Source organism: Oscillospiraceae bacterium MB24-C1, from assembly GCA_030913685.1.
Lineage (GTDB): Bacteria > Bacillota > Clostridia > Oscillospirales > Ruminococcaceae > Yanshouia.
The window spans coordinates 1333160-1348763 of record CP133187.1 but is presented as its reverse complement, the minus strand read 5'-3'; the positions used below and the strand labels follow the sequence as shown (position 1 = coordinate 1348763).

General features: G+C 48.2%; 13 protein-coding genes, 1 pseudogene and 1 other annotated feature. Of the genes and pseudogenes, 7 read left to right on the top strand and 7 right to left on the bottom strand.

The genetic code is table 11. The features are described from left to right. Positions 1–42: 42 nt before the first annotated feature. Entirely contained in the window at positions 43–693 is a 651-nt protein-coding gene (locus tag RBH76_06500; GenBank protein ID WMJ85063.1) for a redox-sensing transcriptional repressor Rex, read from the bottom strand. Between the two features lie 240 nt (positions 694–933). Here RBH76_06500 and RBH76_06495 point away from each other — a divergent pair, with 240 nt between their 5' ends. After that, complete coding sequence (locus tag RBH76_06495; GenBank protein ID WMJ85062.1) at positions 934–1389, top strand: hypothetical protein; 456 nt, start codon at positions 934–936, stop codon at positions 1387–1389. Positions 1390–1467: 78 nt separating this feature from the next. Here RBH76_06495 and RBH76_06490 read toward each other — a convergent pair whose 3' ends face one another. The 4 genes from RBH76_06490 to RBH76_06475 all read right to left on the bottom strand — a co-directional run bounded on the left by RBH76_06490 (position 1468) and on the right by RBH76_06475 (position 5891). Then, positions 1468–2862 (bottom strand): undecaprenyl-phosphate glucose phosphotransferase, encoded by a 1395-nt coding sequence (locus tag RBH76_06490; GenBank protein ID WMJ85061.1) that lies wholly within the window; start codon positions 2860–2862, stop codon positions 1468–1470. A 6-nt stretch (positions 2863–2868) separates the two neighbouring features. Beyond that, positions 2869–4038, bottom strand: coding sequence for an EpsG family protein (locus RBH76_06485; GenBank protein WMJ85060.1), 1170 nt, complete (start codon positions 4036–4038; stop codon positions 2869–2871). 2 nt (positions 4039–4040) lie between these two features. Beyond that, a complete protein-coding gene (locus RBH76_06480) occupies positions 4041–5177 on the bottom strand; it encodes a glycosyltransferase (protein ID WMJ85059.1) in 1137 nt (378 codons plus the stop codon). 198 nt (positions 5178–5375) lie between these two features. After that, entirely contained in the window at positions 5376–5891 is a 516-nt protein-coding gene (locus tag RBH76_06475) for a hypothetical protein (GenBank protein ID WMJ85058.1), read from the bottom strand. Between the two features lie 78 nt (positions 5892–5969). Further along, positions 5970–6233 (bottom strand) — a binding site (T-box leader). 150 nt (positions 6234–6383) lie between these two features. On the opposite strand from RBH76_06475, the gene RBH76_06470 reads away from it, so the two are divergent. After that, a complete protein-coding gene (locus tag RBH76_06470) occupies positions 6384–6794 on the top strand; it encodes a ferritin-like domain-containing protein (protein WMJ85057.1) in 411 nt (136 codons plus the stop codon). A 173-nt stretch (positions 6795–6967) separates the two neighbouring features. Here RBH76_06470 and RBH76_06465 read toward each other — a convergent pair whose 3' ends face one another. Further along, a complete protein-coding gene (locus tag RBH76_06465) occupies positions 6968–9055 on the bottom strand; it encodes a glutamine synthetase III (protein ID WMJ85056.1) in 2088 nt (695 codons plus the stop codon). Between the two features lie 225 nt (positions 9056–9280). Here RBH76_06465 and RBH76_06460 point away from each other — a divergent pair, with 225 nt between their 5' ends. From RBH76_06460 to RBH76_06440, 5 genes and pseudogenes are all read left to right on the top strand, one after another. Then, complete coding sequence (locus tag RBH76_06460; protein WMJ85055.1) at positions 9281–10600, top strand: glutamine synthetase family protein; 1320 nt, start codon at positions 9281–9283, stop codon at positions 10598–10600. Positions 10601–10639: 39 nt separating this feature from the next. Continuing rightward, positions 10640–11209: an ANTAR domain-containing protein gene (locus RBH76_06455; protein ID WMJ85054.1), complete on the top strand. Its 570-nt coding sequence runs from the start codon at positions 10640–10642 to the stop codon at positions 11207–11209. Between the two features lie 233 nt (positions 11210–11442). Continuing rightward, positions 11443–12294, top strand: a complete 852-nt coding sequence (gene dapF / locus RBH76_06450) for a diaminopimelate epimerase (GenBank protein WMJ85053.1) — start codon at positions 11443–11445, stop codon at positions 12292–12294. Further along, the gene (locus RBH76_06445) at positions 12287–13888 is read left to right on the top strand and encodes a CTP synthase (protein ID WMJ85052.1); all 1602 of its coding nucleotides are present in this window, start codon (positions 12287–12289) and stop codon (positions 13886–13888) included. Before dapF ends, RBH76_06445 begins: the two co-directional genes overlap by 8 nt. Before the next feature lie 212 nt (positions 13889–14100). After that, positions 14101–14505 (top strand): annotated as a pseudogene (locus tag RBH76_06440) (cupin domain-containing protein). A gap of 227 nt (positions 14506–14732) precedes the next feature. Here the strand turns inward: RBH76_06440 and RBH76_06435 are convergent. Beyond that, on the bottom strand, positions 14733–15272 hold the full coding sequence (locus tag RBH76_06435) for a nitroreductase family protein (protein ID WMJ85051.1): 540 nt from the start codon (positions 15270–15272) through the stop codon (positions 14733–14735). Positions 15273–15604: the final 332 nt, after the last annotated feature.

Sequence of the window (15604 nt, the reverse complement as noted above, 5' to 3'; positions counted from 1 at the left end):
GGAGCCGATTCGGCTTCCCTGTTTTCATTTGCACTGGAGCGATCAGTCGCTTTTTTTCATGTCGTTAATCATATAGCACAACGCCATAAGCCCGTCCACAAGATGGGCGTTTTCAACAATTACCTCGGGGTGGGCAACTTTAATGTCGAAATGCGTAAAGTTCCAGAACGAGGTGATGCCACAGGCGATTAACCGATCTGCCATGCTCTGAGCTGCATCACTCGGCACGCAAAGTATTGCGATATCGACAGTATTCTCCTTACAGAACTGCTCAAGCTCATCCACACTGCGCACAGCTAAGCCTCTAATCGTGCGACCCGAGGCAATTAGCTCGGGATCCTTGTCGAACAGGCCGCACAGGTGAAAACCTGCGCTGTCAAAATCTATGTTGGTTGCAAAAGCGCGTCCTAGATTGCCGACACCTATCAGAATGGCCTGAAAATTCTGGTCAAGGCCCAAAATCTTACGTATCTCGGAATGCAACAATGCCACGTTATACCCGTAGCCCTGTTGTCCAAAGCCACCAAAGCAGTTAAGGTCCTGGCGGATCTGAGATGCGGTAAGGCTCATCAGGTCTGCAAGCTCTTTTGAGGAAATACGGGAAACGCCTTTTTCAAGTAATTCTTCCAAAAAACGGTAATAACGAGGTAACCGTCGTATAACGGCACTAGAAACATATTGACTACGCGGCAAGGGCAAACACCTCCCGAAAAAGATTACCGCAATAAATATATAGAATGATTGTATACCAACAAAGGCGTCTAGTCAAGGATTTAACATCTAGAATCAATAGAAGTTATGGCAATAAAGAAAACTATGCTTCACAAAGTGAAATTTAAAACGTAAAATTTTTAATAATTTAAGCTAATATTTACAGAAAATAAAGAATTAATAAAAATTATATGCTATAGTATAAACATAGGAGGTGGGGCAGTGTCAATAAACGATGTGCAGGAGCGCATTTCAGGCCCTCGTGCAAAAACGGTGGTCTGCGTGACCGACCAGCGGCAGTGTGACCGCATTATTCGCGCGGGCAGAACGCTGGCGAACCTGTCAGGCACTGAGCTTTCAGTCATCAATGTTGTGCGACCCGAGGCGATTCAGGACCCCGAATCTATGGAGTATCTTTTCTCTGTTTCTAAAGAAAACGGCGCAGAAATGGCATTATTATACGCCAATGATGTTGCCAAAGCTATTATACACTATGTCAAGGACAACAAAGTTTCTTATCTGCTGACTGGTATACCACAGGAGGGAGACTCGGTGACCACCCGGATTTGGAGCAAGTTTACTCATGTGACCTTTTTTGTAGTCGAAAGGGATGGCAAACTCTGCGAAGTGGGACATCCGGTACGCGCGGCACGGGCGCTTTGTGAAGCGCGTGCATAAAATAAAGAACTTATACACAAAACGGCGAGTTATGTAAAGGGTTGAAACCCCTTTCCACAACTCGCCGTTTTTATTATATTAAAGTTCTTCGCTATTGTTGACGATGCCTTTTAAAACCGTAAGCAGCAAAATTTTGATATCCAAGAGTAATGACCAGTTTTCTATGTAAAACATGTCACATTTAATGCGCTCTAAAATCGAGGTATCCCCGCGCCAACCGTTGATCTGGGCCCAGCCGGTGATGCCGGGTCGAACCAGGTGCTTGAGCATGTAAAGCGGAACCTCGTCACGAAACTGCTCGACGAAAAATGGGCGTTCGGGACGCGGACCGACCAAACTCATATCGCCTTTAAGTACGTTATAAAGCTGCGGTAGCTCATCAATCGAAAACTTGCGTAAGAATGCGCCGAGACGGGTGCGACGGTCGTCGCTTTTAGTGCCCCATGTAGTGGCGTCGGCATTATTTTCAATTCGCATTGAACGGAATTTGTACATGGTGAACTCTCGGCGGTTTTTACCGATGCGGACCTGCTTATAAATCACCGGGCCGGGCGAGCTAAGCTTAATGGCTATAATCGTCGCCAGAAGTAGCGGAGAAACGAAAACAAGGCCTAAGAAAGAGGCGATGATGTCAAAGCTGCGCTTGAGTGCCGCCAGAATCAGATTATCCAATGGAATGTGGCGCAAATTGATGATGGGAATGCCCTCAAATACTTCAATTTTGGGTTGAGACGGCAAATATTTGCTGTAAAATGGCAGCAGCGACGATTTGACGCCCTGTGATTCGCAGGTGGCAATCACTTGGCTGAGAATGGGGAGCTGATTATACTCCAGAGAGATTAACACCTCGTCGGGGTGGTGGGTTTTAAGCACCTCGTCCAATTGGTCGATAACACCGAGGTATTCGGCGCGCCAACCATAATCCGAAGGGTAATCGTTGAGGTAGCCATCGACAACATAACCGTAATTTTTGTTGGTAGCTGCCTTGCGATAGAAATCGGCAGCGGTTTCATTACTGCCCACAATCAAGATATGCTTGATATTGTAACCCTTTCGACGCATGGAACGCAGAAAAAGTCGCCCCGTAGCACGTGTAGAAGCCGAAATAACCGTACTAAAAATACCAAAAGTTAAAATAACAAGGCGGGAAATATGGACTTCCTTAATCCAGAAGAACACGAGAAAAACACCGATAAGACCATAAAAGTTCGCAACAATGACCTTGCCGGTCTCAGAAATAATCGTTCTTCTGCGAAAGGGGTCATATAGCCCATTCACATGGTAGAGCAGCATATAGCCGATAATTAGCACAGGCATTGCGCGCAAATAATAGCTTAGACTGATATTGGGACTTGGGCTGTGTGGCAGCAGATAAAAGCGCAACACATAAGCGCCGGCTATAGCAGCCAACCAAGTGAAAATGTCAACCAGTCGCAACAAAAGATTAAACAGGCGCTGATTTTCTTTATTCATTTCGACTCACATCCAAAAAGGGATATAGGGTACCAACAGCAGGCGGTTGGCATACAGCAAAAAGAGATATTCCAGAATAACCAGCATCATGAGCAGGCCCATGATCGAATAATGCATTCTAACAGCATCCTTCTGTTCGTGTTTGAGCGCCGCAATCTGCTGACCATTGAGCTTGTTGCCTTTGGCGTTGTCCAGCATATTGAGCAGGCCGGGCGAAGGCTGTAGGCTCTGCACTATTTCGGGTATGAGAATAACCGAAAACGGCAGAAAGACGAACGCTACGCGCTGAAAAACAAAATGCTTGACGGTCAACGACATAATCAAGGTTCCATAGAGGAAAAGATTGAATAGCACCAGATTATTTTTATCACGTTCTAAAAGCTTTTTATATAGCAGCGAGGCGATTAGCAAAATAATAATCCAGATTATTACAGTGTTGATATTTCGGCCTCGCATATAGTAGGAATCGGGGGTATATATTGCAAAGCGGGGCACGAGTGTGGTAATCCACTGCAAGATGATCTCCGAGAAAAATACCACGGTAAAAAAGCAGGCCGCATATAGGCCGATCATCCACTTGCTGGGTGGGATGGTTACAATAAAATAGATGGGTAGCAAAATCAAAAGGCTGGTATGACACAACCCAGCCAACACTATAATCAAAAAATATGGCAGCGGTTTGCGCTTTTGTAAAAAGGGCAGCGCAAACATGGCGACGGAAATGCCAAGTTCTTGCCGAAGGGTACACAGCGCATAGGTGAAAAAGCCAAGGCCTATATAGCAAAAGACACTCAGCCATATCTTTGAGGAGTATTTCCAGATAAAAATGACCCGCAGCAGAATGATAACAACAGATGCACTCCACCATAGCACCAATGGATTGCCAGTAAAAAGCGCAACGACCTGATTGAGTAGCCCATAAATCGGTTCCACTCGGTAAATATTATCCGCAGATAGTAAAAACGAAAAATCGTGCGCACGAACAGTCAGAAAATAGTCCCGGTATACCCAGTCATAATCGACGCCGACGTTGCCGCTGCGCAGGGCGGCCATCGTGCACATCAACAATGTCATAATTCCTAAAACAATCAATTCTTTTTTGGGTGATGGCTTACGTTCACAGACCCAAAGCCCCAGCAAGCCCGAAATAGAAAGTAAAATAACATATGGCAGCAATTTTATTTGACACCTGCTTTCAAACAATTTTCTTGATATTCCGGTATTTCTTCGCCGAGGTAGATATGCATTAACTCCGGTAACACCTGCGGCAGCATAAATTGTGTAAGCGCAGCAGGGTGTCGGTGAAAGGGGAGCTGCCCAGATTGGGCAAGCAGATCGGTTAACGACGATGTTTTGTCAAACAGCGTGAAATTGGGATGGCATTCGGCCAGCTCACGGTGGCCTTTGATGTCGCTGGCAATCACAGTGAGCCCACTGGCCATCGCCTCCATAATATTAAACGGCAAGCCCTCTATCAGGCTGGTAGAAACGCAGACGTCGCACCCGGCCAAGAGCGTGGGCGTATCATGGACATAACCCAGAAAACAAACCTGATCAATCACACCAAGTTGCGATACGAGCTGTCGGCAGTCTTCAAGCAATGCACCGGTGCCGGCCAGCAACAGCCGTGCATTGGGGATATGAGGCGCAGCGGCAGCAAAAGCAGCTAACAGCTGGTGGTGATTTTTTCGCTTTGAAAACTCAGCAATATAAACAAATAGAAGCTGCTCAGGCAAAAAGCCCAACGCTTCTTTGGCGGTGATATGCTGCTCGGGCGTGGGCACAGTAAACCGCTCCGGGGAAAGCCCCATACCGTTTATGTACTGGATGCTACCGCCCGACAGGCGGTAGCGATGTGCGATACGCTCATCCTCACGATTCATCACCATCAACACGTCGGTAACCTTGGCGCAAAGCATTTCGGGTAACAGATATTTTAATCGCGTAAAGCCGTCGTTTTCGCCGAACAGATAGCCGTGGCAGGTATAAAACACACGGGGGCGCCGCCGCTTAGGGATCGTGAGCAGTGCTGCACGTACGACAGCCGCGGCCAATGTGGTGTGCAGGCTGACAATATCAAAATGCTCTTTGAGTAGCAACCTGCGTGCCGCAAAAATTGCCCGAATATTCTTAAAGCTAAAAAAGCTTTTATAAAACGGCAGGGTAAAGCTCCGTTGTGCGCCAGCTATTTCTCCGGTGTCGCCCGTTGCGGTAAATACCTCATAACCACATTGGGCAAACGCTGCCAAGTAAGGCGTGTGAAAATTTTTAATATGTGAGGCGGTCGATGCGCAAAATAAAATTTTTTTTGCCAAAATAACACCTACCTCGAAAAAATCATAGATTTATACGATAATTTATAGATTGAGATACTATATTTTATCGCAAAACATATTAAAAAGCAATACAAGTACTGTGAACAAGTAACCGGCGGTTGGACAAGGCAAACTGCTTTGTCCAACCGCCGATTGGTGTTTAGAAGTCTAAAAAATGCGATATACTTGTGGAATTCCTCAACAGGCGCCGCTAACCCTTGTCTCAGCTTCCAGCGGGAAATAGGATACATTTGGCACCTCGGCAAAAAGCAAACCGTAAGGTGCAACATCATTTAGAAAGAGCGCCAGGCCCTTGGGATCCGATTCGGTCTCGATGGTCATCTCAAAATCGGTTCTTCCGGAAATGAGTGCACTGTGTCTTTCGCAAAGGCGGCAGGCCTCAGCGTGGCTGAGCTGGTCGCAGGAGATGCGCACTTTTAGAGGACTGACGCCACATAGCGGTTTCTGAGACACCAGCTGCAACCCGGTCACCTGCTCCAAGCGCGCTGTTTGGCTAATGATGCGCGTCGCCTGGTAAGCGGTGGCACTAAAAACACAGGTTAGACGGTTAAGACCGGGGGTGAAGTCCTTGGAGACCACCAGTGTTTCAAGTGCGCAACCCCAGCGCCCAAGAACACCCGTGAATCGCGCCAGCGTTAAGGCGGCGTCGCCGGTGAGCATGGTGACAAGATAGCTTCCGTTTTGATTTTTCATAATAAATTCTCCTGTCGTCTCCGCCTCAAATTCGGTTTCAGAGCTTTTTAAAATAAAAAAACCTTTATCTCCTGTATTTCAAGAGACAAAGGCATATGCACTCTGCGGTACCACTCTGATTGCCGCATTATAATAAGCGGCCGCTCATTCAGGCATCGGGCAGAAAACCTGCCGAATACCGAACACTATAACGTGTGTTAATCGTTCGAGTCTACTTGCCAAAGGCGTTCGATCGACTGCTCGGGGAGGATATTCACTGCGCTTGCATTGCTGTCTCACACCGGCTGACAGCTCTCTGAAAATGCTTCTTATCGCAGGTACTGTTCCCTTCACCGCATTTGGGCGAAATTAAATTTGTTTAATACATTATATGTAGTTATAAGCTAATTGTCAAGTGCCATCAGTGAAACTGATTGAATTGGGTGATTTATAGGCACACGATGCATTTTGATTTTAATATAATGTAACGAATAACAAAAAGGAGGGGTGGCTGTGGATTTAACTTTGCCGCAGCAGCTTCAGGAGTATATAGAATTTGAAATGAATTGCGACGCGTTTTATCGCACCATGGCAGAAATCGCACCAACTGATCAAGAAAGACAAGTGTTTTTGGAAATTGCGGATAATAGGCGGCATCATGTGCAACTATTTCAAGATATTTACGTATCTATAGCTGGAGAAAACTATGAGCCCCCCGCATATTCGCCGGACATGGATCAACCATACCAGTTTGCGTTGCGTCACTTAATTTTGAGTGAACATAAAAGCTTCCAGGAGTATCATAACCAATTTATGAACACCGACAATAACGCGCTAAAAAAGGCTTGTTATCAGGTAGGGCTTAATAAGACAGAACATATCAACAAGCTGATGACGTTGATGATTGATAAGCGTAACGATTGATAGACGTTACAATAGTGAAAAAGCCAAACAAGAACATCATCTGACAGATTGTTTTTGCTACAACGAAAAACACCGCCCTTGTGGACGATGTTTTTCGTATGCAGACAGACTGGAGAAGGAGAAGGCGTAATCAATAAGTAGAATTTGGATATCGTAGTAGTGGACTGGCTGCGTTACAGTGAGAACAATAGCTGACCATAGGAGGGAAAAGGCCATTCACTTTCATCCACCATTAATTCTAACGCATCAGCGGCTGCACGCAACTCCTGCATCTTGGCAAAGAGGCTGTCGTGGTGGAATCTGGCGCACTCGCGAAGATTGGAGAAATCCTTAGTTTTTAGCAATAGTGACTCAAGCTCGTCGATCGTATTGATTAGAGAGGCGGTATGCAAAGACAGCTTGGTAACCAACGCTTCCTCAGTTTTGCAGGAAACCTCGGGCAAAAAAGCCTTTTTGGCGACAGCGCCCTCGGCGATCTTTCTCGTGTATTTAAGTACGGCGGGTAAAATATTTTTGCGTGCCATGTCCAGCATGGTGTAAGCCTCAATATCGAGGGTTTTGCAGTAGTTTTCAAGTAGGATATCACAGCGTGAATGCATCTCGGCGGCAGAGAAAACACCATGCTTCTCGAACATTTTAACATTCTTTTCGGCGACAAAATGAGGAATTACCTCCGGCGTGCTCTTGAGGTTGAGAAGACCGCGGCGAGCCGCTTCCTTCTGCCAATCTTCAGAATAGCCGTCACCATTAAAGATGATGCGCTGGTGTTCTTTAACCGTTTTCTTGATCAGCTTATTAAGTGTGGCGGTGAAATCTTCGGCGGCCTCAAGCTTGTCGGCAAACTGGCACAGCTCTTCAGCGACAATAGAGTTTAACACCACATTCGGCCCAGAAATTGAGAAGCTTGAACCGGGCATGCGAAACTCGAACTTATTGCCGGTAAAGGCAAAAGGTGAGGTGCGATTGCGGTCGGTTAGATCCTTATGGAAGCGCGGCAGAACATTGACACCGATAGTCATATCCTCTGGGATGCTACCGTTATAAGCGGTGCCGTTCGCGATTGCACCTAAGATGCCGGTAAGCTGATCGCCCAGAAAAATTGACAGAATAGCGGGGGGCGCCTCGTTCGCGCCGAGGCGATGGTCGTTGCCTGCTGAGGCGACCGATATGCGCAGCAGATCTTGATAATCGTCAACAGCTTTGATAACTGCGACCAGAAACAAAAGGAACTGTGCATTCTCTTCAGGCGAATCGCCGGGTTCGAGAAGATTAATACCGGTGTCGGTGGCGATGGACCAGTTGTTGTGCTTGCCCGAGCCGTTGACACCGGCAAAGGGCTTTTCGTGCAGCAGGCAAACCATGTTATGACGCAACGCGACTTTTTTTAGCATCTCCATTGTCAGCTGGTTGTGGTCGGTCGCAATATTGGTGGTGGAGAAGATCGGAGCAAGCTCATACTGAGCTGGAGCAACCTCTTTATGTTCGGTCTTTGCAAGGATGCCAAGCTTCCAGAGCTCTTCATCAAGATCCTTCATAAAGGCACTGACGCTGGGATCAATGGCACCGAAATAATGATCATCCATCTCCTGACCCTTGGGCGCCTTCGCACCAAACAGCGTGCGGCCAGTGAAAACCAAGTCTCGACGCTTTTGGAACATATCCTTGTTAACAAGAAAGTATTCCTGTTCGGCGCCGACGGTGCTGGTCACGCGGGAGGCGGGGGTGTTAAACAGCCTGAGAATACGTAGTGCCTGAACGTTAAACGCTTCCAGTGAACGCATGAGCGGTGTTTTCTTGTCCAGGGCCTCTCCGCCGTAGGAACAGAATGCCGTAGGAATGCACAAAGTTCCGTCCTTGATAAAGGCGGGAGAAGTGGGATCCCAAGCGGTGTAACCGCGGGCTTCAAAGGTTGCGCGCAGGCCGCCAGAAGGGAAAGAGGAGGCATCCGGTTCGCCGCGGATGAGTTCCTTTCCGGAAAAATCCATAATAACCTTGCCGTGTTTTAACGGGGTGATAAAACTGTCGTGTTTCTCAGCCGTGATGCCGGTCATGGGCTGGAACCAGTGGGTGAAATGGGTTACACCCTTTTCTACTGCCCAATCCATCATGGCGTTTGCAATCACGTTTGCTAAGTCTAGCGTGAGGGGTTTGCCTTCCTTGATGAGTTTGTGAAACTCCTTATAGCAGGCCTTTGGCAGTTTGTTTTGCATGACACCGTCACTAAAAACCATGCTGCCGAAAATTTCCGGTACGTTTGTCATCGTCGGCTCCTCCTATCAATGGATTTTACGCACAATACATAAAATAAAAAAAGACACCATGGGCTTTTGGCCCACAGCGTCTTTGCTGATATGGCGTAATTATAGCGACAATTTTTTGATTTGTCAACAATGTTTTTGAATTTAACAATTAATAATCCTGCATATAGTTACTTGCGCAAAAAAAGATACTTGTGTTACAATACCACACATTAGGGGGTGCCTTAGTTGAATTATACAGAAAATGAAGTGTTGGAGTATATCAAAGAAAATGACGTCAAATTTATTCGTCTGGCATTTTGCGATTTATTTGGCATTCAAAAAAGTATTTCCATTGCAGCTAATGAACTCCCTCGCGCCTTTGCGAGGGGGATATCTTTTGACGCTTCGGTGGTAGAAGGATTTTTAAACGCCGATAAATCTGACCTGTTTTTGTTCCCAGACCCCGCGACGCTGGCAGCTATGCCGTGGCGACCAAGCCGCGGCGGCGCGGTAAGCTTGATTTGTGAGGTGCGTCATCCTGACGGCAGTTTATTTGAGGGCGATAATCGCGCGCTGCTTAAAAAAGCTTGTGGACGCGCCGATGCATTGGGGTATAGCTGCCAGATCGGCCCGGAGTATGAGTTTTATCTGTTTGAGCTGGACGAGCGTTCGAATCCGACCCGGCAGCCGATAGACCGTGCCAGTTATATGGATATCCCCCCAGCTGACCGTGGCGAAAATATTCGTCGCGACATCTGCCTGACCCTTGAGAAGATGGGTGTCATCCCCGAAAGCTTCCACCACGAGCAGGGTCCGGGCCAGAATGAGATTGATTTTCACTATTCTGACGCACTGACCGCTGCCGACCAACTCATCACCTTTAAAGGGGTGGTAAAAGAGATGGCGGCGCAAAATGGCATGTATGCTTCGTTCATGCCAAAGCCGTTGGATGGAATGGCAGGCAGCGGGCTACATGTCAACATGTCACTGGTGCAGGATGGGCGCAATATCTTTGGCGGGCGTCAGCATGGGCATTGTTCCGAAGCTGAGAGCTTTATTGCGGGGATTTTATTCCACGTTCGGGAGATCACGGCGTTCTTAAACCCAACAACAAATTCTTACAGGCGGTTTGGCGCGTTTGAAGCACCGCAGTACGTTGCCTGGTCGCATTCAAACCGTTCTCACCTCATACGTATTCCGGCGGTGGGTGGTGAGCATTCCCGCATGGAGCTGCGCTCTCCTGACCCGACCTGCAATCCGTATATTGCGTTTGCGCTGCTGATGCACGCAGGGTTCGACGGAATCGAAAAGGGGCTTGTATTGCCGCAAGCCGCGGTACCCAATATGAGTATGACAGCGCCCGAGGAGCTTGTGAAGTACGAAATACTGCCCGCGAGTCTTGGGGAAGCGCTGGACTTGGCGGAGCAAAGTGCGTTTGTCAAAAGCGTACTGCCGCCAGCGACGCTACAAGGGTTTGTGGCGGCCAAGCGCCGCGAGCAGGCGGCACTGGACAATGCGGAATATAAGAGCAAATGTGAGCAGCAGATGTATTTTGAGCGGTATTAATCACCAATTGATTGCAGGCGATGAAAGAAGGTGAGCGGCATGGAAAGGGTTTTGATTGTTTCTTCTTCAGAAAGTGGTCAGCGCTTTATAATCGAGCTGCTGTCCCCGCAGGAGCAGTCTGCCGCAACCATTGCCGCCAGTGGAGCGGAAACCAGGCGGCTACTGGCAGATTTCGACTACGATACGGTCATCATCAACGCGCCGCTGACCGACGAATATGGACATGAATTGGCTTGTCTGGCCTCCCGGCAGTCGATGGCTGGCGTGCTCATGCTGGTCAAAAACGAGAGGGCTGACGACGTTGCGGCTCGTGTGGAGGATTATGGCGTTTTCGTTATTCCAAAACCGGTATCACGCCCGTTCTTTTTTCAGTCATTAAAATTGCTGCGAGCCTCGCGCCGCCATATGATGGGGTTGCAGAAGGAAAACCGTAAGCTCCAGACCACTATTGAGGAGATACGGCTGGTCGATCGTGCCAAGTGCGCGCTGATTCAGTGCCTTTTAATGACTGAGCCGCAGGCACACCGTTATATTGAAAAACAGGCAATGGATCTGCGTCTGACCAAGCGCGAGGTAGCGGAAAACATTCTCAAAACCTATGAGCTTTAATGGCGCACAGGCCAGAAAGGATTTAAGCAGTCGGGTTTGGTTCGCAAATATTTTACTTAGCCCTTTTATTGCAATCGTATTAAAAAAGTGCTATAATTTTCGCGTTATAATTCTTGACAATGGCGTCGGGAGGGATTTTTTGGTGACCTCAAAAATCTCTACCGGCGTTTTTCGTTTTTTTGACCGGTAGGTGTTTATAATTATTTTTATGATATAGAAAGGATGAGACAGGTATGCAGAAAAGAAAGCTAAAGTTCACCAAGATGCACGGATGTGGTAACGATTATATCTATTTCAATTGCTTTAACCAACAGGTGGACAAGCCCGAGGCTTTGAGCGTTCGCCTTTCCGACCGTCATTTTGGCGTTGGCGGAGATGGCGTGGTACTGATCTGCCCCAGCGAGAAGGCTGATGTGAGGATGCGTATGTTTAATGCCGACGGCAGTGAGGGGAAGATGTGTGGCAATGCGACGCGATGCATTGGCAAATATGCTTATGAGCGCGGCTTGGCGCAAAAGTCAGTTATGACGCTCGAAACTTTGAGTGGTATTAAAACACTAAAGCTGACGGTGGAGAATGACGAGGTGACCGCCGTTCAGGTTGATATGGGCAAGCCAATTTTAGTTCCGGCAGAGATTCCGGTGAAGCTGCCCGGTGAGCGGGCTATAAACGTTGAACACATGCTGGCGGGTCAGGTGCGGCGTTTTAGCTGCGTTTCTATGGGCAATCCGCACTGTGTACTGTTCACCGAAAACATTGATGCGCTAGATCTTGAAAAAATTGGACCGGCCTATGAAAACGATGCGCTTTTCCCCGAGCGGGTAAACACCGAGTTTGTTGAGGTGATTGATGATCATACGCTGAAAATGCGCGTCTGGGAACGTGGCAGTGGTGAGACACTGGCCTGCGGCACGGGTGCCTGCGCCACAGCGGTGGCGGCAGTGCTGTGCGGCCACTGCAAGATGAACACCGATATCACTTTGAAGCTGCGAGGCGGAGATTTGACGATTTGTTATACCGGCGAGACGGTTTTAATGACAGGCCCTGCGACAGTGGTGTTTGATGGAGAGGTCGATTATGAGTAAATATGTGTTTGTGACTGGCGGCGTCGTTTCCGGATTGGGAAAGGGTATTACGGCGGCCTCGCTAGGACGTCTGTTGCGCATGCGGGGTTTAAAGGTGGCAGCACAGAAGCTTGACCCGTATATCAATGTCGACCCCGGAACAATGAGCCCATATCAGCACGGCGAGGTGTTCGTCACCGAGGACGGTGCCGAAACCGACCTTGATCTGGGCCACTATGAGCGTTTTATTGACGAAAACCTAAACAAATACTCCAACTTGACCACTGGCAAGGTTTACTGGAACGTGCTTAACAAGGAGCGCAACGGGGACTATCTTGGTGAGACGGTGCAGGTTATTCCGCACATCACCGGCGAGATTAAGAACTTCATCTATTCCGTGAGAGAGAAGACTGACGCCGACGTGGTCATCACCGAGATAGGCGGCACGGTGGGGGATATCGAAAGCCAGCCGTTTTTAGAGGCGATTCGCCAAGTTTCGCTTGAAGTGGGGCAGCACAATTGCATGTTCATTCATGTGACGCTAGTGCCTTATATTAAAAGTTCGGGTGAGCACAAAAGTAAGCCGACCCAGCATTCTGTCAAGGAGCTGCAGGCGATGGGTATTTCGCCCACTGTGATCGTGTGCCGCTGCGACGAGTCGATTGACCCTTCGGTGCTGCATAAAATCGCGCTGTTCTGCAACGTCAAAGAAGACTGCGTGATTGAGAATATCACGCTACCGGTGCTGTATCAGGCACCGATGATGCTTGAAAAAAACGGTCTTGCGAAGATTGTCTGCCGCGAGTTGCAACTAACCTCTGCCGAGCCGGACATGGCCGAATGGAACGAAATGCTGGCTCGCATTGAAAGCCGAACCAAGGACGTAACGATTGCTGTTGTCGGCAAATATGTGCGGTTGCACGATGCTTATTTGTCGGTTGCTGAGGCACTGCAGCATGCCGGATTTGAAAACTCAGCCCGCGTCCATCTGACGTGGGTGGAGGCTGAGGATGTTACCGACGATACCGCTTCAGAACTGCTTGGTGGCTGCGACGGCATTTTGGTGCCCGGCGGCTTCGGCGACCGCGGCATTGAGGGCAAGGTCGCGGCGGCCAGATATGCCAGAACCCATAACGTGCCCTATTTTGGTATCTGCTTGGGCATGCAGATTGCTGTTATTGAGTTTGCGCGTAATGTATTGGGAATGAAGGGCGCGAACTCCACCGAGTTTGTACCCGATGGCGAATACCCGGTCATCGACCTGATGCCTGACCAACACGGCGTTGTCATGGGCGGCACCATGCGTCTGGGGGCATATCCTTGTAAAATCGCAGAAGGCAGCCACATGGCCCGTGCTTATGACCAGCCACTGATTCACGAGCGTCATCGCCACCGCTACGAGTTTAATAACAACTACCGCGAAAAGATGATGGAAGCCGGCCTGCGTATCACCGGTACCTCGCCTGACGATCATCTGGTGGAAGCGGTGGAGATTCCGGCCAACCGTTTCTTTGTCGGTGTTCAGTATCATCCTGAGTTCAAGAGCCGTCCTAATCATGCCCATCCGCTGTTCAGGGAGTTTGTGACTGCGTCTCTCGTTGCCAAAAAGTCTTAAAAGTGGCGTTTCAGCTTTTGTCTACTAGAATATATTAAAAAGAAATCAGCCGTGCTTTCAAACTGAAGGCACGGCTTTTTAAAGCGCTGTTAGACTTCTCGAATATTGATTTAACACGTCTAAAAACTAATAAGCATATGATGTTATAAAACACTGAAAGGGCGTACATATGCATGCAGATGAACAATATGAATTCCGGCGGCAATGCGCTGCTAACCGATTATGGCCCCAGGCCGTTTGTTATCAATATTGACCGAGCCACTAAACAGAACAGTATGTTCCGCACGGTGCTTTGGACCGGTGACAATCTTCAGCTGGTGCTGATGAGCATCAACCCCGGCGAATCAATCGGTTTGGAGGTTCACCCCGAGGTTGATCAATTTATCCGCGTTGAGCAGGGGCAGGGCATGGTGATGATGGGAGATGCTCAAGACAACCTGACACTGCGTCGAAACGTTTTTGACGGCTTTGCATTTGTTGTTCCGGCTGGGACATGGCACAACCTGATTAACACCGGCACTCGGCCGATCAAGGTCTATACGATCTATGCGCCGCCCGCACATGCGCACGGCACTATTCACGCGACCAAAGCGGAAGCACAGGAAGCGCATGACTGACAACGTGGTTCTATACATGATTTTGTGTATCAAAGATCCGATGCGTCCATAGCTTTTAATTAAAACGATAATACTGATATTGAAAAATCCCATACAAAGGGTTTTGGCGCACAAAAACCTGCCCCCTCCGGCGGGTTTTTGTGCTGTTTCTATTTATTAGGCCATAGGAATCTGGTTGTTGCCAACTCTAAAATAAGAAAACCATATCAAGAAAGTAGAAAGCCGGACTATTCCCACATTTCGTACCGGACCATGCTCTCAAGTGGTTTTCTTGGGTGCGGCTCTGGTGTCTCCGCAGGATAACCGACCGTGACAATGCCGCAGACGTATTTATCTGACGGAATATTTAAAACAGGGCGGATGTCCTCCTGCCTATACCATGCGACCCAGCAAGCGCCAAGACCAAGATGGTGCGCTTCTAGCAACAAATTTTGGGTAGCGATAGCCGTATCACGTATGATCTGCTTGAGTTCCTCCTGTGGGCTTTCCTCGGTGAAAAACAGCTCGACATCCTCCGGAATTCGGCTACGGCCATCCGCAATACAAATGATGAATACCGGTGCCGTTAGCATCCATTTCTGATTATGCGCCACTTCAGTTAACAGACGACGGGTTTCTTCTGACTGGACGACAATAAATTCCCACGGCTGATTGTTGCTACCCGAAGGTGCTAGTCGTGCACTTCCCAGCAGTTTTAGAATCAGCTCGTTATCGAGCGGTTTGTCCTGATATTTTCTAATGCTTCGACGCATTTTGATTTCTTCCATAGGTTTCGACTCCTCCTTATTTAAATGTACGTCCCCATGAACGGGACGTACGCAAAAGTCATGATGTACTGGCGTTTTGTTGTATGTTTTAATATTATAGCATTTATCGCTTTTTAAAGCACTAGGCGGTCGCGGAGAAAATGCCGATTTGACCCAGGAAAGCGCCCGCTCCCCTATCGGGTCTTATGCTTTTAAGTATATATCGGATTTGCATTTTGCATAGAAACGAGTACCTTTAAAGCATATAATGTCATATATATTCTAATACGTTAAACCAATGGCGGTAAGGTGTGTTTGGTAACGGGTTAAATGCCACACACATCGCAGCGCGA